At 70.0% G+C, this 21,052-nt stretch carries 18 protein-coding genes; 8 read left to right on the top strand and 10 right to left on the bottom strand.

The features are described 5' to 3' along the window. Positions 1 to 10: 10 nt before the first annotated feature. Positions 11 to 1,015, bottom strand: a complete 1,005-nt coding sequence (trpS, locus tag GUY59_RS06260; RefSeq protein WP_138199543.1) for a tryptophan--tRNA ligase — start codon at positions 1,013 to 1,015, stop codon at positions 11 to 13. Positions 1,016 to 1,029: 14 nt separating this feature from the next. Continuing rightward, positions 1,030 to 2,343 (bottom strand): hemolysin family protein, encoded by a 1,314-nt coding sequence (locus GUY59_RS06255; RefSeq protein WP_138199544.1) that lies wholly within the window; start codon positions 2,341 to 2,343, stop codon positions 1,030 to 1,032. Between the two features lie 86 nt (positions 2,344 to 2,429). Here GUY59_RS06255 and galE point away from each other — a divergent pair, with 86 nt between their 5' ends. Together galE and GUY59_RS06245 are read left to right on the top strand one after the other, a co-directional pair. After that, a complete protein-coding gene (gene galE, locus GUY59_RS06250) occupies positions 2,430 to 3,380 on the top strand; it encodes a UDP-glucose 4-epimerase GalE (protein ID WP_138199545.1) in 951 nt (316 codons plus the stop codon). Positions 3,381 to 3,414: 34 nt separating this feature from the next. Beyond that, positions 3,415 to 3,606, top strand: coding sequence for a hypothetical protein (locus GUY59_RS06245; RefSeq protein WP_132627743.1), 192 nt, complete (start codon positions 3,415 to 3,417; stop codon positions 3,604 to 3,606). Between the two features lie 89 nt (positions 3,607 to 3,695). On the opposite strand, the gene GUY59_RS06240 is transcribed toward GUY59_RS06245, so the two are convergent. Further along, the gene (locus GUY59_RS06240; protein WP_138199546.1) at positions 3,696 to 4,682 is read right to left on the bottom strand and encodes a malate dehydrogenase; all 987 of its coding nucleotides are present in this window, start codon (positions 4,680 to 4,682) and stop codon (positions 3,696 to 3,698) included. A gap of 58 nt (positions 4,683 to 4,740) precedes the next feature. Next, the gene (locus tag GUY59_RS06235; protein WP_138199547.1) at positions 4,741 to 6,861 is read right to left on the bottom strand and encodes a serine/threonine-protein kinase; all 2,121 of its coding nucleotides are present in this window, start codon (positions 6,859 to 6,861) and stop codon (positions 4,741 to 4,743) included. A 156-nt stretch (positions 6,862 to 7,017) separates the two neighbouring features. On the opposite strand from GUY59_RS06235, the gene GUY59_RS06230 reads away from it, so the two are divergent. Together GUY59_RS06230 and GUY59_RS06225 are read left to right on the top strand one after the other, a co-directional pair. Further along, positions 7,018 to 8,148 carry a saccharopine dehydrogenase family protein gene (locus GUY59_RS06230; RefSeq protein WP_138199548.1) on the top strand — a complete coding sequence of 377 codons (1,131 nt, stop codon included), beginning with the start codon at positions 7,018 to 7,020 and terminating at the stop codon, positions 8,146 to 8,148. Next, the gene (locus GUY59_RS06225; RefSeq protein ID WP_138199549.1) at positions 8,145 to 9,377 is read left to right on the top strand and encodes an MFS transporter; all 1,233 of its coding nucleotides are present in this window, start codon (positions 8,145 to 8,147) and stop codon (positions 9,375 to 9,377) included. Before GUY59_RS06230 ends, GUY59_RS06225 begins: the two co-directional genes overlap by 4 nt. Here GUY59_RS06225 and GUY59_RS06220 read toward each other — a convergent pair. The 4 genes from GUY59_RS06220 to GUY59_RS06205 form a co-directional block, all read right to left on the bottom strand. Beyond that, a complete protein-coding gene (locus tag GUY59_RS06220) occupies positions 9,355 to 10,383 on the bottom strand; it encodes a polysaccharide deacetylase family protein (RefSeq protein WP_138199550.1) in 1,029 nt (342 codons plus the stop codon). The two genes, GUY59_RS06225 and GUY59_RS06220, sit on opposite strands and share 23 nt — an antisense overlap. Before the next feature lie 197 nt (positions 10,384 to 10,580). After that, positions 10,581 to 11,798 (bottom strand): NADP-dependent isocitrate dehydrogenase, encoded by a 1,218-nt coding sequence (locus GUY59_RS06215; RefSeq protein WP_138199551.1) that lies wholly within the window; start codon positions 11,796 to 11,798, stop codon positions 10,581 to 10,583. A gap of 53 nt (positions 11,799 to 11,851) precedes the next feature. Then, on the bottom strand, positions 11,852 to 12,151 hold the full coding sequence (locus tag GUY59_RS06210) for a DUF3017 domain-containing protein (RefSeq protein ID WP_161714428.1): 300 nt from the start codon (positions 12,149 to 12,151) through the stop codon (positions 11,852 to 11,854). 75 nt (positions 12,152 to 12,226) lie between these two features. Further along, positions 12,227 to 13,348: a citrate/2-methylcitrate synthase gene (locus GUY59_RS06205; RefSeq protein ID WP_132330077.1), complete on the bottom strand. Its 1,122-nt coding sequence runs from the start codon at positions 13,346 to 13,348 to the stop codon at positions 12,227 to 12,229. A gap of 239 nt (positions 13,349 to 13,587) precedes the next feature. On the opposite strand from GUY59_RS06205, the gene GUY59_RS06200 reads away from it, so the two are divergent. Continuing rightward, positions 13,588 to 14,232: an FHA domain-containing protein gene (locus GUY59_RS06200; RefSeq protein ID WP_132330079.1), complete on the top strand. Its 645-nt coding sequence runs from the start codon at positions 13,588 to 13,590 to the stop codon at positions 14,230 to 14,232. Between the two features lie 181 nt (positions 14,233 to 14,413). Here GUY59_RS06200 and GUY59_RS06195 read toward each other — a convergent pair whose 3' ends face one another. Next, positions 14,414 to 15,949: a glycoside hydrolase family 10 protein gene (locus GUY59_RS06195; protein WP_138199552.1), complete on the bottom strand. Its 1,536-nt coding sequence runs from the start codon at positions 15,947 to 15,949 to the stop codon at positions 14,414 to 14,416. An 88-nt stretch (positions 15,950 to 16,037) separates the two neighbouring features. Between GUY59_RS06195 and GUY59_RS06190 the strand changes: the two genes are divergently transcribed. The 3 genes from GUY59_RS06190 to GUY59_RS06180 all read left to right on the top strand — a co-directional run bounded on the left by GUY59_RS06190 (position 16,038) and on the right by GUY59_RS06180 (position 20,013). Then, positions 16,038 to 17,480: a glycoside hydrolase family 3 protein gene (locus GUY59_RS06190; RefSeq protein WP_138199553.1), complete on the top strand. Its 1,443-nt coding sequence runs from the start codon at positions 16,038 to 16,040 to the stop codon at positions 17,478 to 17,480. Further along, the gene (locus tag GUY59_RS06185) at positions 17,477 to 18,337 is read left to right on the top strand and encodes a MurR/RpiR family transcriptional regulator (protein ID WP_138199554.1); all 861 of its coding nucleotides are present in this window, start codon (positions 17,477 to 17,479) and stop codon (positions 18,335 to 18,337) included. Before GUY59_RS06190 ends, GUY59_RS06185 begins: the two co-directional genes overlap by 4 nt. Before the next feature lie 74 nt (positions 18,338 to 18,411). Beyond that, positions 18,412 to 20,013, top strand: a complete 1,602-nt coding sequence (locus GUY59_RS06180; RefSeq protein ID WP_138199555.1) for a thiamine pyrophosphate-dependent enzyme — start codon at positions 18,412 to 18,414, stop codon at positions 20,011 to 20,013. 108 nt (positions 20,014 to 20,121) lie between these two features. Here GUY59_RS06180 and GUY59_RS06175 read toward each other — a convergent pair whose 3' ends face one another. Beyond that, on the bottom strand, positions 20,122 to 20,988 hold the full coding sequence (locus tag GUY59_RS06175) for a bifunctional methylenetetrahydrofolate dehydrogenase/methenyltetrahydrofolate cyclohydrolase (RefSeq protein WP_132335009.1): 867 nt from the start codon (positions 20,986 to 20,988) through the stop codon (positions 20,122 to 20,124). Positions 20,989 to 21,052: the final 64 nt, after the last annotated feature.

The following is a 21,052-nucleotide window of genomic DNA, read 5'->3' as shown; positions in this document are numbered from 1 at the left end:
CGGCCGCCTCCTACGCCGTGGGCAGGAAGCCGACCCGGTCACGGACCTGGGCCATCGTCTGCCTGGCCACCGCCGACGCCCGCTCGGCGCCGATCGCGAGCATCCGGTCGAGTTCCTTCTCGTCGGCCAGCAGCTTCTCCGTGCGCTCCCTGATCGGGGCGAACGCCTCCACCACGGCCTCGGCCACGTCCTTCTTGAACGTGCCGTAGCCCTGCCCCGCGTAACGGGCCACCAGGTCGTGGATGGGCGTGCCGGTCAGTGCCGACTGGATGCGCAGCAGGTTGCTGATGCCCGGTTTGTTCTCCTCGTCGAACAGCACCTCCGAGCCTGTGTCGGTCACCGCGCGCATGATTTTCTTGCGCAGCGGGCCAGGCTGCTCCAGGACGTCGAGGATGCCGGCCGGGCTGGAGGACGACTTGGACATCTTCGCCGTCGGGTCCTGTAGGTCGGTGATCTTCTCGACCTCCTTCAGGATGTACGGCTCCGGCAGCGTGAACGTCTCGCCGAACCGGTGGTTGAACCGCCCGCCCAGGTCGCGCGTGAGCTCGAGATGCTGCTTCTGGTCGGCACCCACCGGGACCCGGTTGGCCTGGTAGAGCAGGATGTCGGCCGCCTGCAGGATGGGGTAGGTGAACAGGCCGACGCTGGCGGCGCTCTCGCCGAACTTGGCGGACTTGTCCTTGAACTGCGTCATCCTGGCCGCCTCGCCCATCCCGGTGAGGCAGTTGAGTATCCAGGCGAGCTCGCTGTGCTCGCGCACGTGCGACTGCACGAAGATCGTCGACCGCTCGGGATCGAGGCCGGCGGCGAAGAGCTGCGCGGCGGCCACGCGGCTGCGGCGGCGCAGCGCGGCGGGCTCGGTCGGCACGGTGATCGCGTGGAGATCGACCACGCAGTAGAACGCGTCGTGGGTCTCCTGCAAGGTGACCCACTGGCGGACCGCACCCAGGTAGTTGCCCAGGTGGAAGGAGTCCGCTGTGGGCTGGATGCCGGAGAGTACACGAGGTCTGGCCATAGCAGGCAATTGTGTCAGGAATCCTGGTCAGGCGGCGACTCGACCACCGGACGGCGTTTCACCCTCACCCTCGCGATACGGCGCCCGTCGAGCTCGGTGACACTCATCTCGAAGCCCAGCACCTCCACCTTCTCCCCGACGGCGGGCACGTGCCCCAGCATGGCCATGACGAACCCGGCCAGCGTCTCATAAGGGCCGTCCGGCAGCCTGATGCCGGTCTCGGTCGCGAAGTCGTTGAGGTTCGTCAGGCCGTCGATCTCGATCTCACCCGCGGGCAGAACCACGACGTCGTCCTCCAGGTCGTATTCGTCCCTGATGTCGCCGATCAGCTCCTCGACCAGGTCCTCCATCGTGACGATACCCGCCGTGCCGCCGTACTCGTCCACCACGATCGCCAGGTGCTGACCCTCCGCGCGCATCTCGTTGAGCGTGGTCAGCAGCCGCTTGGACGCGGGCACGAACTTGGCCGTCCTGATCGGCACGACCGCGCTGATCGGCTCGCTGCGCCCGGCGAGTTCGGGGTCGAGCAGGTCACGCACGTGTACGAACCCGACGACGTCGTCGTACGACTCGCGGTAGACGGGGAAGCGCGAGTGCGGAAGCGTGGCGGCCAGGCGGGCGGCGGCGTCCAGCGGCGTGTCCGCCTCCATGAACTCGACCTCCGTACGCGGCAGCATCACCTCCCTGAGCTGCCGCTTGCCCGCCGCGAACACCTCCGCGATCAGCTTGCGCTCGTCGGCGGTCAGGTCGGTGTGGCCGACCACCATCTCGCGCAGCTCCTCGGTGGTGACCTCCTCCCTGTCGGCCTTCGGGTTGCCGCCGAGCAGCCGGACCACGCCGTCGGTGGACTTCGACAGCGCCCAGATGATCGGGCGCGACAGGGCGGCGAGCCGGTCGAGGAACGGCGCCACGTACAACGACAGCCCTTCGGCCCGCTGCAGCGCCAGCCGCTTGGGAGCCAGCTCGCCCAGCACGAGCGACACGTACGAGATGAGCAGCGTCACCAGCACGAGCGAGAGCACGGGGGCGACGGCGCCGGGCACCCGCCACGTCTCGAGCACGGGCACGAGCTGGGCGGCCAGCCGGTCGGCGCCGAACGCGGCCGACAACATGGTGGCCACCGTCACGCCGATCTGCACGGCGGACAGGAAGCGGTTGGGATCGCGGGCGAGCTTGGCCACACGTTCGCCCCTGCGGCCCCGCTGTGAGAGCTGGCGTACCTGGCTGTCCCTCAGGGACACCATCGCCATCTCGGCGGCGGCGAAGAAGCCACCGATCAGAATGAAGAGCAGTACCAGGGCGATGTTGGCCGCGACGGTGTCAAACATGGTGGTTGGCAGCGTACTCGGCCACTTTCCCGCGTATGCTGAACGACAAGCCGTACAAAATCAAACATATATGAACAGGAGTGCACATGAGGCTGCTGGTCACAGGTGGTGCCGGATACGTCGGCAGCGTCGTCGCGGCTCAACTCGTCGAGGCGGGCCACGACGTGACCGTACTCGACGACCTGTCGACCGGGCACGAGGACGCCGTGCCGGACGGCGCCCGGTTTGTCCGGGCGGACATCACGCAGGCGCACGACGCGCTCGACGGCGTCGACGCGGTGCTGCATTTCGCGGCCAAGTCGCTGGTCGGAGAGTCGGTGGCCAAGCCCGGCCGCTACTGGGCCAACAACCTCGGCGGCACCCTGGCCCTGCTCGACGCCATGCGCGACAAGGGCGTGGCGAAGATCGTGTTCTCCTCGACCGCGGCGACGTACGGTGAGCCCGAGCGCTCCCCCATCCAGGAGAGCGACCCGACGCGCCCGACCAACCCCTACGGCGCCTCCAAGCTGGCCGTCGACACCGCGCTGACCGCATTCGCGCAGGTGCGCGGCCTCGGCGCGGTGAGCCTGCGCTACTTCAACGTGGCCGGCGCCCACGGCCGCTACCGCGAGCGGCACACCGTCGAGACCCACCTCATCCCCAATGTGCTCAAGGTCGCGACCGGCGAGCGCGACAACGTGAGCGTGTTCGGCACCGACTACCCGACGCCCGACGGCACCTGCGTGCGCGACTACATCCACGTGTCCGACCTGGCCAGGGCGCACCTGCTGGCGCTCGGCGCGATCACCCCGGGCGAGCACAAGATCTACAACCTGGGCAGCGGCACCGGCTTCAGCGTGCAGGAGGTGATCTCGGTCTGCCGCGAGGTCACCGGCCACGAGATCCCCGTCGTCGTCGGCGAGCGCCGGCCCGGCGACCCGGCCGTGCTGGTCGCCTCGTCCGCCAAGATCCAGCGTGAACTCGGCTGGAAGCCCGAGCGGGCGGCGCTGGGCGACATCGTCTCCGACGCCTGGAGAGCGCTTTCGCAAAACACCTGATATGAAAGCACGATATGTGCTGGGATACCGAAACGTGAGGAGCTTTTCACCAAGGGTCACGAAGCTGCTCTACGGTGCCCTCGTCGTGGCGGGCAGCCTGATGGCCGCCGCCGGCGTGTTGTTCGCGACGTCGCAGCCGGCACCCGCCCTGCAGCCCACGCCGGCGATCCTGCCCGTGCCGTCGATCCAGTCCGTGCCCGCCGCGCCGACCGTGGCCTGCCCCTAGGGGCGGGCCCCGCCAGAACGCGCACACGCGCCCCCGTCACGACGAGGGCGCGCGTCACGCGTCGCTTTTCCGCTGATGCGTACGCTCACTCAGATGAGGCCCAGCGACGTCACCGCGTCGCGCTCCTCCTTCAGCTCGCGCACGCTGGCGTCGATGCGCTCGCGGGAGAACGGGTCGATCTCGATCCCTTGGATGATCTCGAACCTGCCGCCGGCCGCGCGCACGGGGAACGACGAGATGAGCCCCTCGGGCACGCCGTAGGAGCCGTCGGACACCACGGCCGCCGACGTCCACTCGCTGCCGTTGACCCAGTCGTAGACGTGGTTGAGCGCGGCGTTGGCGGCCGAGGCCGCCGAGGAGGCGCCGCGCGCCTCGATGATCGCGGCGCCGCGCTTGGCCACCGTCGGGATGAACGTGTCGCGCAGCCAGTCGGGGTCGACCTGCTCGGCCGCGACCTTGCCGCCCACCTCGGCGTGGAACAGGTCGGGGTATTGGGTCGCGGAATGGTTGCCCCAGATCGTCATCTGCTTGATCTCGGTGACCGGCACCTGGAGCTTGGCGGCCAGCTGGGACAGCGCGCGGTTGTGGTCGAGCCTGGTCATCGCCGTGAAGCGGTCGGCAGGCACGTCGGGCGCGTTGCGCTGGGCGATGAGCGCGTTGGTGTTGGCCGGGTTGCCCACGACCAGCACCTTGACGTCGTCGGCCGCGTGGTCGTTGATCGCCTTGCCCTGCGGGCCGAAGATGCCGCCGTTGGCGCCGAGCAGGTCACCGCGTTCCATGCCCGCCTTCCGCGGCATGGCGCCGACCAGCAGGGCGATGTTGACGCCCGCGAAGGCGACGTTGGGGTCATCGGTGATCTCGACGCCGGACAGCAGCGGGAACGCGCAGTCGTCGAGCTCCATCGCGGTGCCCTCGGCCGCCTTCACCGCCGCCGGGATCTCCAGCAGGCTCAGCTTGACCGGGACGTCGGCGCCGAGCAGCTGCCCCGACGCGATGCGGAAGAGCAGCGCGTAGCCGATCTGGCCGGCTGCTCCGGTGACGGTCACCTTGACGGGCGCAGTGGCTGACGACGCCATGGCCTTCCCCTAACTCGCAGGACGATTGGTTGACCTTCGGGATGTTACCCGCACGTCATCAGCAGGTTTCCATCGCGGGTACCTTCAGCTCCATTTCGAAATCGACCCTACCGAACCGGCTGGTCAGAAGCCTCTCGATGACACCCCTGGCGTAGAGGTCGGCGATGACGGCCTTGATCGCCTTGCAGGTCTTCACGTCGCCGTTCCTGATGCCGACGGCGTAACGCTCGTTGTTGAGCTTGGCGCCGAGGATCTTGTAGCGCATGCTCTCGCGTTGCGCGAAACCGGCCAGGACCACGTCCTCCCCCGGCACGGCGGCGACCTTGCCGCTTCTGAGCAGGTCCATGCAGGCGGCGTAGTCGCTGGTCGGCACCGGCTCGACGGTCACCTTGTCCTGCACCTCGCCGAGTGAGCCGCTGGGAGCGCAGACCTTCTTGCCCTTGAGGTCGCCGAGCTCGTCCAGGCCGCTGTCCTGGCGCACCAGCAGGTCGCGGTGCGCCAGGTAGTAGGGGCCCGCGAACTGGGTCTTGCCCTTGTCGACGGAGTAGGCGGCGACGACGAGATCGACCTTGCCCTTCTCCAGCGCCTCGGCCCTGTCACTCCGGCTGACCTGGACGAACTTCGTCTCCTTCGCGCCGAGCTCCGTGGCGAGCTGCCTGGCGACGTCGACGTCGAAGCCCTCGAAACCGTCGCCGTCGCGCAGGCCCACGCCCGGCAGGTCGCCCCGCACGCCGATCACGATCCGCCCGGTGGCGGCGACCTTGTCCACCACGGACGGGCGCGTGGGATCGACCGTCGGGCCGGGCGTACCGCCGAACGGCAGCGCCAGCCAGCCGTTCGCCGCCGCCAGGACCGCGGCGGCCGTGACGACGGCGAGCGTGACGAACGCCGCCGCCAGGAGCCGCGCCCGCCGGCGCCGCTTGCTCTTCTTCGCCGGATACGGCGCCCCGCCGCCCTCAGGGGGCCCCGCCTCGCCCGGAGGGTTCGCAAGCGCCGTCGGCTGCCCCGTGGCGGCCTGAGAGCCCGTTTGCGGCCCCGTCGCGGCCTGAGAGCCGGTTTGCGGCCCCGTGACGCCCTGAAGGCCCGTCGCGGCGTACCCCGGGCCCACGCCTGTCCCTGTCTCCGGACCTGCCTCAGGTTCCGCGCCCGCCGACGTCTCCGTCCCCGTCGCGCCGTGCCCCGTCGTGGACCAGCCCGTGCCGGCCTGACGGCCCGTCCCCTCGGACGTGCCGTGGCGGGACGGCATGGCCAAGGCCCGCCGGCTGGGATGGTCGGTGATCGATCCGGCCGACACGCGGATGAACGGCGTCGTGTCGTCGCCCGCCAGTTGCACGCCCTTGGTGAGCACGGCCGTGGACGCCCCCGCCGTGGACGACTGCCCGAGCAGCCGCAGCAGGATCTGGTCGGCCGAGGGCCGCTCGGCCGGCGACTTGGCCAGCGCCGAGCTCACGACGCTGCGCAGCGGCTCCGCCATCATGGAGACGTCGACCTCGTGGGTGAGGATCCGGTTGAGCACCACCGCGATCGACTTGCCCTCGAACACGCTCTCTCCCGTCGCCGCGAAGGCCATGGTCGCCCCCCAGGAGAAGACGTCGGTGTAGGGGCCTATGTCGTCGCCCGCGATCTGCTCGGGCGCCATGTAGGCGGGCGTGCCGATCGCCCGGCTGGTGATCGTGCCGGTGGAGTCGATGATGCGGGCGATGCCGAAGTCGACCACGCGCGGCCCGTCAGCGGCGATCAGCACGTTGTCGGGCTTGAAGTCGCGGTGGATGATCGAGGCGTGGTGGATCGCGGTCAGGGCGGTGGCGGTGCCGATGGCCAGCCGGTCGAGCGTCGTGCCGGTGAGCGGCCCGTCGCTCTCCACGAGGTCCCTCAGCGCCATGCCCTCGATGTATTCGCTGGCGATGTAGGGAGTGTCACCGTCGAGGTCGGCCTCGATCACCCGGGCCGTGCAGAACGACGCCACCCGCTGCGCGGCCTTCAACTCCCTGGCGAAGCGCGACCTGGCGATGGTGTCGCCGCTGAACTTCACGTGCAGCAGCTTGATGGCCGCGCGCTCCCCCTCGTCGTTGACGCCCAGGTAGACGATGCCCTGACCCCCTTCGCCGACCCGTCCGGACAGCCGGAACGACCCCAGATGGGTGGGATCGCCGGCCACCAGCGGCGAGATTCGCGGCATACGTCATCCCCACGTGTTCTTAACCCCAACGACGCAAACTTTACGACGCCCAGCCACTTCCCAGGGATTTGTTAAGCCTTCGAGACCTTGGGGTTTGCGGACGTGGCCGTGGGCACGGTCGAATGTGCAGCAGACGATCACCAGGAGCCGATGATCATGAACCGTCCTTACGACATCGTACTTTTCGGTGCGAGCGGATTCACCGGCGCCCTCACTGCCGCCTACCTCGCCCGCGCCGCCGGCCCCGATGTGCGGTGGGCCGTGGCCGGGCGCGACCGGGCCAAGCTGGAGCGGCTGGGGCTCGACGCGCCCATCCTGCTCGCCGACGCCACGGACCCGGACTCGCTGGCCGAGCTGGCCCGCAGTACGCGTGTTCTCGTCACCACGGTCGGCCCCTACGTCACGTACGGCGAGCCGCTCGTCGCCGCCTGCGCCGACGCCGGCACCCACTACCTCGACCTCACGGGCGAGCCCGAGTTCGTGGACCGCATGTACGTCCGCCACCACGATCGGGCCGTCACGAGCGGAGCCAAGATCGTGCACGGCTGCGGCTTCGACTCGATCGTCTTCGACCTCGGCACCCTCTACACCGTCTCCCAGCTGCCCAAGGACACACCACTGGCGGTCAGCGCCTTCCTGCGGGCCAACGCGCGTTTCTCCGGCGGCACGCTGGCCAGCGCGATGGACATCGTCGGCCGGGCCAGGCAGGCGGCCGAGGCCGCCGCCCAGCGCCGCGCCGCCGAGGCCGGGCCCGTCGGCCGCAGGGTGAGCGCACGGGCGGGCGGCCTGCGTTACGTGGGCGGCTGGGCGCTCCCGATGCCCACCGTCGACCCGCTCATCGTCGGCCGCTCGGCCCGCCTCCTCGACCGCTACGGCCCCGACTTCACCTACCGCCAGCACATCGCCGTCAAGACTCTCCCCGCCGCGCTGGCGCTCGTGGCGGGCGCGGGGATGTTCGCGGCGCTCGCCCGGCTCCCTGGCATACGCGAGCGGCTTCTGGACCGGGTGCGGCCCGGTGAGGGCCCGTCACCCGAGCAGCGGGCGAAGAGCTGGTTCAAGGTCACGTTGCTGGGCGAGGGCGGCGGCGAGCGGGTCGTCACGGAGGTCGCGGGCGGCGACCCCGGCTACGACGAGACCGCCAAGATGCTCGCCGAGTCGGCGCTCTGCCTGGCCTTCGACGACGTGCCCGGCCTGGCGGGCCAGCTCACGACCGCCTCGGCCATGGGCAGGCCGCTCATCGACCGGCTGCGCGCGGCCGGCATCTCCTTCACCACCCGATCGGGGTGACGCAGCCGGCCCGGACCAGCGTGCGGGGCCATGCGGACTTCCGCCGGTTATGGTCGGGCTCGGCCGTCAGCCAGTTGGGCTCGGCCGTGGGGATGGTGGCGCTGCCCGTCGTGGCGGTCACCGTACTCGAGGCATCCGCGTTCGAGGTCGCCCTGCTGTCGGCGCTGACGGCGGTCACCACCGCGCTCCTGGCTTTCCCGCTGGGGCGGCACGTCGAGTTCCGGCGCAAACGGCCCGTCATGATCGCGGCCGACGTCGCCAGGTGCGCCTGTCTGGCGGGCGTACCGATCGCGGCCTGGCTGGGCGTGCTGACGTTCGCGCAGCTGTGCGTGGTCGCGGTGGTCAACGCGACGTGCCAGATCGCGTTCTCGGCGGCGGCGCAGGCGCACCTCAAGGCGCTCGTCTCGCCCGAGCGGCTCATCGACGCCAACAGCCGGCTCGAGTCGACGCGCTGGCTCAGCATCTCGGTCGGCCCGTCTGCAGCCGGCGCGCTCATCGGCCTGCTCAGCGCGGTCGGCTCCCTGGTCGTGGACGCGGCGTCCTTCCTGGTCAGCGCGCTGGCCATCAGGCGGCTGCGCGCCCCTGAGCCGGACCCGCCCGCGCGCGCCCCGCGCTCGTCGCGCCGGGCGGAGCTTTTCGGCGGATGGGCCTTCGCCCGGGGTCATTCCGCGCTGCGCCCAATGCTGATCAGCTGGGTGGCCTTCGCCGGCGCCAGTTCGATGGGGGCGTCGGTGAGCGCCGTCTTCTACCTCCGCGACCTGCACTTCGAGGCCTGGCAGTACGGCCTGCTCATGGGCGTGCCCTCGCTGGGCGGCTTCATCGGGGCCCGGCTCGCACCGCGCCTCGCGGCCCGGCTGGGCCCTCTGCGGGCCCTGTGGTGGGCGAGCATGCTGCGGGGGCCGTGGTACTTCCTCATTCCCGCGGCGATGCCGGGCCCCGCCGGGCTGCTGATGTGCGGGTTCGGCTTCGGCATGGTGCTGTTGTTCGCCGGCACGGCCAACTCCACGATGACGAGCTACCGCCAGTTGCAGACCCCCGACGACCTGCTGGCGCGGGTGGCGACGTTGTGGTCGTTCGCCACGACGGTCACGCAACCGCTGTTCATCCTGCTCGGTGGCCTCGTGGCGACCTGGGCCGGCACCCGCGCCTCGCTCTTCGCCGCCGCCGCTCTCATGTGCGCGGCGGGGTTGCTGCTGCCACGCGCTCCTAGTAGGGCAGGCTCCACGTGAGGAACGACTTGCGCAGGTACGGAGCCTGATATTTCGGGTACGCGACCGTCCGCGGGTCGCCGTCGGAGGTGTAACGCATGTCCGGGTTGTTCTTGAGCCAGTCGAGCCACGCGTACGAGCAGAACTGCTTGCAGTCGCCCTTCTTCTCCATGACCTTGATCCGCGGGATGCCGGCCGGGTCGTACGACTTGCTGAACGGGGCGGGGGCGGGCGTGTAGCCGGCCAGGAACGCCCCTTGGTGCTTGAAGTGTTTGCCTCGCATGGCCCACTGCTTCTTGCGCGGCTGGTTGCCGTAGGGCAGGGAGATCGTGGTCGGCTTGACCGAGGACAACGTGCCGACCTGCTTGGCGATCGAGCCGATCTGCTCCTCGACCTTGTCGTGCGACAGCCCGCGCAGGTTGAGGTGGTCGCGGGTGTGGTTGCCGATCTCGAACCCGTTGTTCTTCAGCCAGAGCAGCATCTGCGCCTGCTCCTCGGGGGCGCTCTTCCCGAACATGTCGCGCGTCACGTAGAAGGTGGCGACCGGGCGGAAACCCGGGTTCTTGGCGGCCACGTCGAGCAGGATCTCGACAGCCGTGTCCTTCTGGGGCACGCCCATCTGGTTCAGGTTGAGCTGCGAGGGCGAGGAGTCGTCGAAGGTCAGCACCACGGGATGTTTGCCGGCCGGGATGTCGATCTTGCCGGCAACCATCTCGGCGGCCGTGATCGGCACGTACCCCTCCTTGACCAGCCGTTCCAGGTCCGCGCGGAACTGCTGCGGCGTACGGTCGTCCGTCGTGGTCGGCTTGGGGATGACCCGGTGGAACATCAGCACCGGGATCTGCCCGAGCTCGTTCGCCTTCACGGCGGCCGCGGCCTTGGCCTTGGCCTCCTTGCTGACCTTGACCTTGGCGGCGGCGTCGGCCTTGCTGTCCGCCAGCTTGGCGGTGTCGGGCGGCGAGTCACAACCGGACACCATCGCGACGGCGGCGACCAGTCCCAGCCCGCCCAGAATTCCCAGTCGCATCCGAACCCCCCGAGACACGTACGACCGTTACGGTAGGTCGCGGTATGTGCACCTACAGAGAGGCTCCTACCCAGGTGATCAACTACGCCACGCGCACGACGCCGTCAAGAGATGGTCTGGAGAGTGCGGAGAAACGTGAAAGAGGCACACGAAACGGCCCCTACCTGTGATCGCAGGTAGAGACCGTACGTGACGAACTAGGCGGACATCTTCTTCTTGAGGTTCTCGTCCAGCGCCGCCAGGAAATCCTGGGTGGTCAGCCACTGGGCGTCGCCGCCGATCAGGAGCGCGAGGTCCTTGGTCATCTGGCCGCCCTCGACGGTCTCGACGCAGACCCGCTCCAGCTTGTCGGCGAAGTCGGTCACCGCGGGGGTGTTGTCGAGCTTGCCCCGGTGGGCCAGGCCACGCGTCCACGCGAAGATCGAGGCGATCGGGTTGGTGGAGGTGGGCTTGCCCTGCTGGTGCTGGCGGTAGTGGCGGGTCACCGTGCCGTGCGCGGCCTCCGCCTCGACGGTGCGGCCGTCGGGGGTCATCAGCACCGACGTCATCAGGCCGAGCGAGCCGAAGCCCTGCGCCACCGTGTCGGACTGCACGTCGCCGTCGTAGTTCTTCGCCGCCCAGACGTAGCCGCCCTCCCACTTCAGCGCCGCCGCGACCATGTCGTCGATGAGGCGGTGCTCGTAGGTGAGGCCGGCCTTCTCGAAGTCGGCCTTGAACTCCGACTCGTAGACCTCGGCGAAGATGTCCTTGAAACGGCCGTCGTACGCCTTGAGGATCGTGTTCTTCGTCGAGAGGTAGACCGGGTAGTTGCGGGACAGGCCGTAACGCATCGACGCGCGGGCGAAGTCGCGGATCGACTCGTCCAGGTTGTACATCGCCATAGCGATGCCGCTGCCGGGGAAGTCGTAGACGTCGAGCTCGATCGGCTCCGAGCCGTCCTTCGGCGTGAACGTCAGGGTGAGCGTGCCCTCGCCGGGGACCTTCAGATCGGTGGCGCGGTACTGGTCGCCGAAGGCGTGACGGCCGACGACGATCGGCTTGGTCCAGCCGGGGACGAGCCGCGGCACGTTGGACATGATGATCGGCTCGCGGAAGATGACGCCGCCGAGGATGTTGCGGATGGTCCCGTTCGGGGACTTCCACATCTTCTTCAGGCCGAACTCCTCGACCCGCGCCTCGTCCGGGGTGATGGTGGCGCACTTCACGCCGACGCCGTACTTCTTGATGGCGTTGGCGGCGTCGATGGTGACCTGGTCGTCCGTCGCGTCCCGATGCTCGATGCCGAGGTCGTAGTACTTCAGGTCGACATCGAGGTAGGGAAGGATCAACTGGTCCTTGATGAACTGCCAGATGATCCGGGTCATCTCGTCGCCGTCAAGCTCGACGACCGGACCCTCCACCTTGATCTTGGGCATGCGAATGGTTCCCCTTCAATGAATTGATGCGTTGAGGCTATCGGACCGTCAAGTCACCCAGCTAAAAGGGACAGGATCAGCGCCTTGAGCTCGTTGTTGTAGAGCAGCAGCGAGGTCAGGACCAGCACGAAACCGAAGACCGACAGGGTGATGACGTCCGTCCGTTTGCTCCGCACGGACAGTTGCCCGTCGTATCCGGCGAAGCGGAGGGCGGCGGCGACCATGATGACGGCGCCCATGGTGAACCCGCCCCAGCGTGGGTCCACGAGGTAGGTCACGAGCACGCCGACGACCGCACCCACCAGGATCAGCGGGTACGGCCCCCAGCTCTCGCGTTCAGTCCCTTGGCTCAACGCATCCACTCACAATCGTCATGGTCCCATTCGCTCGGCCTCATCGCGGGCGTTCATGGTCGCATTCGCCCCGGCTCATCGCTCGTCGATCGGCTTCCATTTCTGGTCCGTCTCACCGATGTACTCGCTGTCCGGGCGGATGAGCCGGTTGTCGGCGTGCTGCTCGATGACGTGGGCGGTCCAGCCGGACATGCGGCTGATCGAGAAGACCGGCGTGAACAGGTCGGTCGGGATGCCGAGGTAGTGGTAGACGGACGCGGCGTAGAAGTCGACGTTCGGATAGAGGCCCTTCGTCTCGAAGACGACCTCCTCCATCTCCTTGGACATCCGGTAGTAGGTGTCGTCGCCGGACGACTCGGCCAGTTCGGCGCTCATCCTGCGCAGGTGGGTGGCGCGCGGGTCCTCGGTCTTGTAGACGCGGTGGCCGAAGCCCATGATCTTCTCGCCGGCCGCCAGCTTGTCGCGTACGGCCTGGGCCACGCTGCCCGCCGTCAGCGACTCCAGGGTCTTCATGACCTGCTCGTTCGCCCCGCCGTGCAGCGGGCCCTTGAGGGTGCCGATGGCGGCGACGATGGCGGAGTGCATGTCCGACAGCGTCGCGGCGCACACGCGGGCGGCGAACGTGGAGGCGTTCATGGTGTGGTCGGCGTGCAGCACCAGGCACTCGTCGAAGATCTCGACCTCACGGGGGCCGGGAGTGCGGCCGGTCACCTGGAGCAGGAAGTTCGCGGCGATGCCGAGCGAGGGGTCGGGGTCGGGAACGCTCCCACCGCTGCGCGCGGCGTGGAAACGGGCGACCAGGAGGGGTTGCTGCGCGGTCAGCCGGGCCGCCTTGCGCAGGTTGGCGTCCGGGGTGATGGAGTCCTTGTCCGGGTCGTCGGCGCCGGACAGCGAGACCAGCGAGCGCAGCGCCTCCATGGGTTTCTGTTTCTCGGCGATTTCGGCGATGTTCGCCGAGACCAGGGCACCGAGCTCCCTGCCGCTCACCAGTTCGGCGGCGTACGCGTCGAGCTCGGCCCGGTCGGGCAGCTTGCCGCGCTGCAGCAGGTGTGAGGTCTCCTCGAACGTCGCACGGCCGGCCAGGTCGTGGATGTCGTATCCACGGTAGAAGAGCCGGCCGGCCTTTCCGTCGATGTCGCTCAGCGCTGTGGACGCGGCGACGACATCGGCCAGACCTTTCGTGGGCTTGTCCGCCATGGGTGTTTCCTCCGCTTATCTTCCCTCGGAGTCTACCCGTGAGCAGGCAAAACCGGCTTCAAAGGTCCAGACCAATTTCACGCCGGATTCTCCTTTCAGCAAAGGAGATTCCGCATCCCCTCGTTTGGGTAAGCCGGAGCTGTAGTAATAGTTACGGCGGGCTACCTGGGGAGGAACTGCCGTGCCCAGGAGTAGGCGTGCCGTTCATACGCTGCGTCAACCCAGGGGAGGAACCGCCAGTGGAGGGGCCGTTCATACGCATCGAGGACACCGGCGAGGTGGTCCCCTTGCGCCCCGAGATCACAACGGTGGGGAGGGGCCGAGGTGTGGACATCCGGCTCACCGACCCCAGTGTGTCTCGTCTCCATGCCGAGTTCGTCAGACGAGGACCCTACCTGTATGTCGTCGACCTGGGTTTGTCCAGGAACGGCACGCGGGTGAACGGCAGGCCGATCGCCCGGAGGGTCCTTGACGACGGTGACGTCGTCTCCTTCGGCGCTGCCAGGGGTCGCATCGGTGGAGTCCCCCGTGAGGACTTCACCCCTGAGGTCGAGCTGCGCAGGGCGGCCGCGCCCGAGCTGACCAGGCGCGAGGTCGATGTGCTGACCTCGCTCTGCAGGCCGGCGCTGTCGGACGAGGCGTTCGTCGCCCCGGCGACCGCACGCGAGATCGCCGACGACCTGGTCGTGACCGAGGCCGCGGTCAAGCAACATCTGCTGCGGCTCTACCAGAAGTTCAGGATCCCCGAGGGCACCAACCGGCGCACACGGCTGGCCAACGAGGTCGTCGCGCTCGGTCTGGTACGCCCCACCCCCGTGGTGCCGCCACAGAGGTCGTCGGGAGCCGCCGAGCAGCCGTCGGCCGCTGGGCGAAGAGCTTCTTAGGTGTCCGAGAGGTCACCTGTGTAGAACGGTTCGCGACCGGGGCCACGGCGAGGGGTTCCGGCAGCGTCGGAACCAGCACGAGCGGTGGCGTGGGCATGCACTCGGGCCGGGCGTGCCGGTTGATCGCCGGCCGGATGACCGGCCGGCGACACGTACGGGCGAAGCACGCCCGCGAGCCGGCTCAGATCACCCGGAAGCCGTTGCTGGGCTTGCTGGTCCTGTTCGCGCGGTCGACGGCCACCACGTAGTAGTGGTCGCCGCGCTTGCCGTCGGGGTCGGTCCAGCGCACCTGCCGGTCGCCGGGCACGACGGCCACCAGGTGGCGGGCGTCGGCGAAGTCCCTGCCGGAGCGCGACTGCCGGTCGAAGCGGAAGACGGCGAACTGGAACGGCTCGTCCCGTCCCGTCGCCACCGCCCGCACCTCGACCCCGCCGTGGCGGCGCAGCGCGTACGCCAGCACCGGCCGGCGCGGCGGCTCCCCCTTGGCGAGCCTGGGCAGCACGGGCGCGAGCGCGGGCCGCTGGTAGTGCTCGTCGACCGCGGTGGAGATGGAGGCGATCCTGTCGGCCTTGACGTCGTTGGCGTTGTACCAGATGTCGCCGCCGATCTCGGGGTGGTCCCTGTTGAGGGTCAGGTGCCTGGACAGTTCGTCCGGCGCCTGCCACTCCGCCGCCTGCGCGGGGTCCCCGGCCTTGTACGCGGCCTGGCCGATCCACAACTGCGTCCTCGTGCCCGCGGCGACGTCGGACCACCACGGGACGAGCTTGGAGTAGTCGGCCGGCGGCTGCCCGATGTACCAGTAGAGCTGCGGTGCGATGTAGTCGAGCCAGCCCTTCGTGACCCAGCCGCGGGTGTCGGCGTGCAGGTTGTCGTAGGACTGGCCGCCGTTGGTGTCGGACCCGAGCGGGTCGCTGGCCTTGTTGCGCCAGATGCCGGACGGGCTGATGCCCCACGCGATCTCCGGCTTGGACTCCAGCACCCGCTGCTGCATCTCCTGGACCATGAGGTCGACGTTGTTGCGCCGCCAGGCGGCCAGGTCGGGGAAGCCGGCGCCGTGTTCGGCGTACGCGGCGCTGTCGTCGAAGTCCGCGGTGTTGGTCGGGTAGAAGTAGTCGTCGAAGTGGAGGCCGTCGATGTCGTAGCGGGTGACCGCGTCCATCATGGCGTCCTGGCAGAATCTGCGCACTTCCGGCATGCCGGGGTTGTAGTAGAGCTTGCCGCCGAACGGCAGGATCCAGTCGGGGTGCTTGCGCCCGGGGTGGTCGGGGTGCAGCTTGCCCGGGTCGTCCTGCATCGAGACGCGGTAGGGGTTGAACCACGCGTGGAAGGCCAGGCCGCGCTTGTGGGTCTCCTCCACGGCGAACCCGAGCGGGTCGTAGCCGGGGTCCTGCCCCTGCGTCCCGGTCAGATACTGTGACCAGGGCTCGAACGGTGAGGGCCAGAACGCGTCCGCGGTCGGCCTGATCTGCACGAACACCGAGTTGAGCCCGCGCTGCACGGCCACGTCGAGCCAGGCGAGATATTCGGCCTTCTGCTCGTCCGCGGTCAGTCCCGGCTTCGAGGGCCAGTTGATGTTGACCACGGAGGCGATCCACATGCCGCGCATCTGGCGCAGCGGCGGGATGTGCCCGCCCGTCGACGCGTAGGCGGGCAGCGGGACGGCGGAAGCGGCGGCGGCGAGGGCTAAGCCCTTCAGGAGAGTCCTTCTGCTGGGCATGGGGGGTGGGCCTCTCGGAAGTGGTTGTGTCGAGGGCGACAATGACAGAAAATTACCTTCAGATCAACAATCGTGAAGGAAAATGCCGATGAGCGGTGACCTGTACAGACTGGCGATGACGGTGCTGCATCCGGGGTATGAGGGGACCTCTGCTCCCGAGTGGCTGCGCCGGGCGCTGGGCGAGGGTCTCGGCGGCGTGGTGCTGTTCGCCCGCAACGCCATCGACGCCGAGCTCGTACGGCAGTTCCGCGCCGAGAACCCGGACACCGTCGTGGCGATCGACGAGGAGGGCGGCGCGGTCACCAGGCTCGAGGTCGCCGAAGGCAGCTCCTTCCCCGGCAACCGGGCGCTGGGCGTGGTCGACGATGTGGCACTCACCGAGCGGGTGGGCCGGCAGATCGGCAGGATGCTCGCCGAGCTCGACATCACGCTCGACTACGCGCCCTCCGCCGACGTGAACTCCGACCCGGCCAACCCGGTGATCGGCGTACGCTCGTTCGGCCCGACCGCCGACCTGGTCACCCGCCACACCGTCGCCTACGTCAACGGCGTGCAGGGCGCGGGCGTGGCCGCCTGTGCCAAACACTTCCCCGGACACGGCGACACGGTCACCGACTCCCACCTGGCGCTGCCCACCGTGCACGCTTCGCGCGAGCTCTTCTCCGAACGCGACCTGCCGCCCTTCCGCGCCGCGATCGACGCCGGGGTGCGCTCGATCATGTCGGGCCACCTGCTCGTTCCCGCTCTCGATCCGTCGATGCCGGCGACGCTCAGCCGTACCATCCTCACCGAGCTCCTGAGGGGCGAGCTCGGTTTCGGCGGGATGCTCGTCACAGACGCGATCGAAATGCAGGCGGTGGCCGACATGTTCACCCCCGGCGAGATCGCGGTGCGCGCCCTCGACGCGGGCGTGGACGCGATCTGCGTGGGGCTGTCCACCGAGGAGAGCCTGCACGAGATCCGCGACGCGATCGTGGCCGCCGTGCGCGAGGGGACGCTGAAGGAGGAGCGGCTGGCGGAGGCGGCCGGCCGGGTGAGCGCCCTCGCCGGCTGGTACGCCGCCCGCGCCGAACTGCGCGACAAGGCCCGCGGCGACGTCGACGAGGGCGTCGGCCTGGAGGCCGCCAGGGCGGCGCTGACCACCTCCGGCACCCCCGCGCTCGACCGCGCGCCCCTGGTCGTCGAGGTCAACACCCGCTTCAGCAAAGCGGTCGACCCGGCCACTCCGACCGGCGTCACAGCCGCCCTGACCTCCCTGCTGCCCGGCACGGCAAGGGTGCAGATGGAGCCGCAGGGCGAGCTGCCGCCCTTCGACGAACGGCCGGTCGTGCTCGTGGTGCACGACGCCGCCCGGCACCCCTGGGTGCGGGAGACCGTGGCGACGGCCCTCGCGCGCAGGCCCGACGTGATCGTGGTCGACACCGGCATCCCCGCCCCGCCTGACGGCGCCACCCCCGGGTGCACTCATGTGGCGACCCACGGCATCTCCCGCGTGTCCGCCCTCGCGGCGGCGGAATGGCTGCTGCTTTGAGCGCCGAACCCGCGAACCCGGTCGCGGCCGTACGCGCCGTGCTGCCGTCGCTCACCCCCGCCGCGCAGTCCATCGCCCGCATCATCCTCGACGATCCCGGACTGGTCGTGCGCAGCACGATCACCGAGTTCAGCGCGGTGTCCGGCACCAGCGAGGCGACGATCGTGCGCACGGCGCGGGCGCTCGGCTTCGCCGGATACTCGCAGATGCGCTTCGCGCTGGCCGCGGCCGTCGCCAAGGAGCCCGAACGACTGGTCCCCGGCGACCTCGCCCCCGACGACCCGCTGACCGACGTGATCGCCAAGGTCGCGCGCGCCGAGTCGGAGGCGCTGGCCGACACGGCGGCGCAACTCGACCCCGACCAGTTGGGCGAGATCGTGCAGGCCATCTCGACGGCCCGGCGGGTAGACGTGTACGGCGTGGCGGCCTCCGGCCTGGTGGCCGCCGACATGTCGCAGAAGCTGCTGCGCATCGGCCTGTCCAGCCATCCGTTCAGCGACGCCCACCTGGCCCTCACCAGCGCGGCGCTGCTCAAGGACAGCGACGTGGCGGTGGCGATCAGCTGCAGCGGCGAGACGCCCGATGTGCTGGTGCCCGCCAGGACCGCGGCCGAGGCCGGCGCACTGATCGTCGGCATCACCAACAACCCCCGATCGTCGCTGGCCGGGATGGCGCACCACACACTGGTGTCGGCGGGCCGCGAGACGGCCTTCCGGCCAGGCGCCCTGGCCAGCCGGATCAGCCAGTTGCTGATCGTCGACTGCATCTTCGTGGGGCTGGCGCAGCGCACGTATGACAGGGCCGACGCCGCCATCCGCGCCACCAGGGAGGCCACCGACCGCTACCGCGCCCGCTGAATCCCGGGCGACGTGCTCGCCGCCGGGAACGCGGGCACGTCTACAGGGCACATCCAGCGGGCAAGGAGGTAGCGATGAGCACCGTCAGGGACGCCGCGTTCGACGTGCTGAGGAGCCGGGGGCTGACCACGATCTTCTGCAACCCGGGCTCCACCGAGGTGCCCCTGCTCACCGACCTGCCCGACGACCTGCGCTTCGTGCTCGCGCTGCACGAGGCGTCCGTGGTCGGGATGGCGACCGGCTGGGCCATCGGGACCGAAGCCCCTGCCCTGGTCGTCCTGCACACCACCGCGGGCTTGGGCACCGCGGTCGGCGCCATCGCCACCGCCCGGGTCAACCGGGCGCCCCTGGTGATCCTTGTGGGGCAGCAGGACCGCCGGCACGTGGCGCTGGAGCCGTTCCTGACCGGGCGGCTCGAAGGACTGGCAGGCGACTATCCGGTGTGGGCCGACCAGCCGGCGCGGGCGCAGGACGTACCTGGTGCGCTGGCCCGCGCCTGGCACGAGGCGGTCACGGCCCGCGGGCCCGCGCTGGTGATCGTGCCTATGGACGACTGGCGGGCGCCCTTCGACGGCGAGGTCCTCGCGGCGCCCGCCCGGCTGCTGCGGCCGGCCGCAGTCCCGGACGCCGATCTGGCGCCGCTCGTGCAGCTGCTGACCGGCGCGCGGTCCCCGGCGATCGTGGCGGGCGCGGGGGCCGCGTGGGATCCCCTGGTCGCGCTGGCCGAGCGGCTGCGGTGTCCGGTGTTCCAGGAGTCGTTCGGGGCACGGGCCGGCTTCCCGCAGGACCACCCGCAGTACGCCGGCGTCCTGCCCGCCGACAGGGCACGGCTGCGGGAACGGCTGGCTCCACACGACGTGGTGCTCGCGGTGGGCGCGCCGGTGTTCCGCCAGTATGTATACGCGCCCGGCCCGCTGGTCGCCCCTGGCACGTCGGTCGCGCTCGTCACCGACGACCCGGCGGAGGCACATCGCAGCCCGGCCGACCTGGCCTACCTCGCCTCCCCCGCCGCGGTCTGCGCCCGCCTGACCACCCTGCTCCCCACCCCAACCACGTCCGCACCCCGGGCAACCGCGCCGGGCGCTTCTCCATCCGGCCCTGACGATGCTCCGCTGCGCGGGCGGCCGCTACGGGCGGCGCACGTGCTGAGCGCGCTGGCCAGTCGGCTGCCCGCCGACACCGTGCTCGTCGAGGAGACTCCGTCCTCCCGCCCCGACCTGCACCGGCTCGTGCCGGCGCGAACCTCGCTGGGCTTCGTCTCCGCCGCCATGGGCGGCCTCGGCTTCGGCGTGCCCGCCGCCGTGGGACTGCGCATGGCGCTGCCCGACCGCCCGGTGGTCGCGGTCGTCGGCGACGGGGCGGCGTTGTACGGGCTGCACGCCCTGTGGAGCGCCACCCACTACCGGGTGGGAGCGCTGTTCGTCGTGCTCGCCAACGGCCGGTACGCGGTCATGGACCGGCTGGCCGACAACCAGGGGGGCAAGGCGCCGTGGCCGCCGTTCACCGAGGTGGACGTGCGCGGCCTGGCCAGGTCGCTCGGCTGCCCGGCCCGGCGGGTGGATTCGTACGACGAGTTGACGGCGACGCTCGACGAGGTCGTGCCCAATTTGCCGGCCCGCGAGGAGCCCCTGCTGCTCGACGTGACGGTGGCTGTGGATCTCGACTTCCAGCCTTGACGGAGCCCCCGCCGTTGACCCCGGCACGCACTCCCGCGACCGCGCGATGGCAGGTGCCGCCGCCTGTTCCCGCGACCGCGCGATGGCAGGTGCCGCCTGCCGCCCGTGTCAGCCGGCGGAAGCGCCTGTCTGGAGCCGCTCAGCGGCCTCCACCACGTTGGAGAGCAGGAGGGCGCGTGTCATGGGGCCGACCCCGCCCGGGTTGGGGGTGAGGAAGCCCGCGACCTCCTCGACGTCGAGCGCCACGTCCCCGGCGATCTTCCCGTTGACGCGGGAGACGCCCACGTCGAGCACGGCCGCGCCGGGCTTGACGATGTCGCGTGTGATGAGCTCGGGAACGCCTGCCGCCGCCACCACGATGTCGGCCCTGCGCACGTGGCCGGCCAGGTCCTGGGTGCCGGTGTGGCAGAGGGTCACGGTGGCGTTCTCGCTGCGGCGGGTCAGCAGCAGGCCCAGCGAGCGGCCCACGGTGATGCCACGGCCGACCACGGCCACCTCGGCGCCCTTGATCGGCACGCCGTATTCCTGCAGGAGCAGCACGATGCCGTGCGGGGTGCACGGGAGGGGCGCTTCGACCATGTGGACGAGGCGGCCGAGGTTGATCGGGTGGAGGCCGTCGGCGTCCTTCGCCGGATCCATCCGCTCCAGCAGGGCCATCGTGTCGAGGTGCTTGGGCAGGGGCAGCTGGACGATGTAGCCGGTGCACTCCGGGGAGGCGTTGAGCTCGTCGATGGCCGCCTCGACCTCGGCCTGCGTGGCGGTCTCGGGGAGATCGACGCGGATGGAGGAGATGCCCACCTCGGCACAGTCGCGGTGCTTGCCTCCGACGTAGATCTGGCTGCCGGGGTCGTCGCCCACGAGCACGGTGCCGAGGCCGGGCGTGATGCCGCGTTCTTTCAGCGCGGCCACCCTGGTCGTGAGGTCGGCCTTGATCTTGGCGGCGGTGGCCTTGCCATCGAGTTTCACTGCGCTCATGCGGCAATCCTTCCATGCCTCGTCGCGACCGCCGTACAGGGTGTGCGGGGGCTTGCGGCGAAGG

The organism is Nonomuraea sp. K271 (assembly GCF_009908215.1).
GTDB lineage: Bacteria > Actinomycetota > Actinomycetes > Streptosporangiales > Streptosporangiaceae > Nonomuraea > Nonomuraea longispora.
This window is presented reverse-complemented; position numbering and strand designations above follow the sequence as displayed.

Coding starts and splice junctions, on each gene's coding strand:
- trpS (WP_138199543.1), bottom strand. CDS start 1,015: ATGGCCAGACCTCGTGTACTCTCCGGCATCCAGCCCACAGCGGACTCC.
- GUY59_RS06255 (WP_138199544.1), bottom strand. CDS start 2,343: ATGTTTGACACCGTCGCGGCCAACATCGCCCTGGTACTGCTCTTCATT.
- galE (WP_138199545.1), top strand. CDS start 2,430: ATGAGGCTGCTGGTCACAGGTGGTGCCGGATACGTCGGCAGCGTCGTC.
- GUY59_RS06240 (WP_138199546.1), bottom strand. CDS start 4,682: ATGGCGTCGTCAGCCACTGCGCCCGTCAAGGTGACCGTCACCGGAGCA.
- GUY59_RS06235 (WP_138199547.1), bottom strand. CDS start 6,861: ATGCCGCGAATCTCGCCGCTGGTGGCCGGCGATCCCACCCATCTGGGG.
- GUY59_RS06230 (WP_138199548.1), top strand. CDS start 7,018: ATGAACCGTCCTTACGACATCGTACTTTTCGGTGCGAGCGGATTCACC.
- GUY59_RS06220 (WP_138199550.1), bottom strand. CDS start 10,383: ATGCGACTGGGAATTCTGGGCGGGCTGGGACTGGTCGCCGCCGTCGCG.
- GUY59_RS06215 (WP_138199551.1), bottom strand. CDS start 11,798: ATGCCCAAGATCAAGGTGGAGGGTCCGGTCGTCGAGCTTGACGGCGAC.
- GUY59_RS06205 (WP_132330077.1), bottom strand. CDS start 13,348: ATGGCGGACAAGCCCACGAAAGGTCTGGCCGATGTCGTCGCCGCGTCC.
- GUY59_RS06195 (WP_138199552.1), bottom strand. CDS start 15,949: ATGCCCAGCAGAAGGACTCTCCTGAAGGGCTTAGCCCTCGCCGCCGCC.
- GUY59_RS06190 (WP_138199553.1), top strand. CDS start 16,038: ATGAGCGGTGACCTGTACAGACTGGCGATGACGGTGCTGCATCCGGGG.
- GUY59_RS06180 (WP_138199555.1), top strand. CDS start 18,412: ATGAGCACCGTCAGGGACGCCGCGTTCGACGTGCTGAGGAGCCGGGGG.
- GUY59_RS06175 (WP_132335009.1), bottom strand. CDS start 20,988: ATGAGCGCAGTGAAACTCGATGGCAAGGCCACCGCCGCCAAGATCAAG.